This is a genomic window from Phocaeicola sp. ICN-14070 (genome assembly GCF_037892625.1).
Lineage (GTDB): Bacteria > Bacteroidota > Bacteroidia > Bacteroidales > Bacteroidaceae > Phocaeicola > Phocaeicola plebeius.
In genome coordinates, this window is the sequence record NZ_JBBKBF010000179.1 from 1 (window position 1) to 544 (window position 544).

The 544-nt window shown below is 45.2% G+C and carries 1 pseudogene; it reads left to right on the forward strand.

Annotation, left to right across the window (positions count from 1 at the left end):
• Nucleotides 1–544: pseudogene (locus tag WKT20_RS18190) on the forward strand (serine protease); the annotation flags it as partial.

The following is a 544-nucleotide window of genomic DNA, read 5'->3' on the forward strand; positions in this document are numbered from 1 at the left end:
TAGAATAGGATTAGCTCTTCTCTTTTTGCTCTGCGGAAGTAGTGTCTCGGCAGAGAGTTTATATAAATACAGAGTGCAATTGACTGATAAGTCAAAGTCTGTACATTCTTTGGAACATCCTGAAACTTTTTTGTCAGAAAGGGCGCTTGCCCGTCGTGCCAGTCAGGGGGTAGCCGTCGATTCTACCGACTTGCCTGTTTGCCGTGCCTATATTGAACGCCTGGAGTCGCAGGGAGGAAAATACATCTCATCCAGCAAATGGAACAATACTGTGCTGATGCAAGTACCCGATGAGGCCGTTGCCTTGCGCTTTCTGGATAATTCATTTGTCCGCTCCATCAAAAAAGTATGGGTATCTCCAGATTCCATTATGCCCCGTAACAAAGACAGAAAGGAGCAGGTGAAGAATCAGTGGAAAAAGCAGGATGATTACTATGGAATGGGGGCCGAACAAATCAAGATTCACCATGGAGATAGCCTGCATTTGGCCGGATTTAAAGGCAAAGGGATACAGATTGCGGTCATAGATGCCGGTTTTTATAAT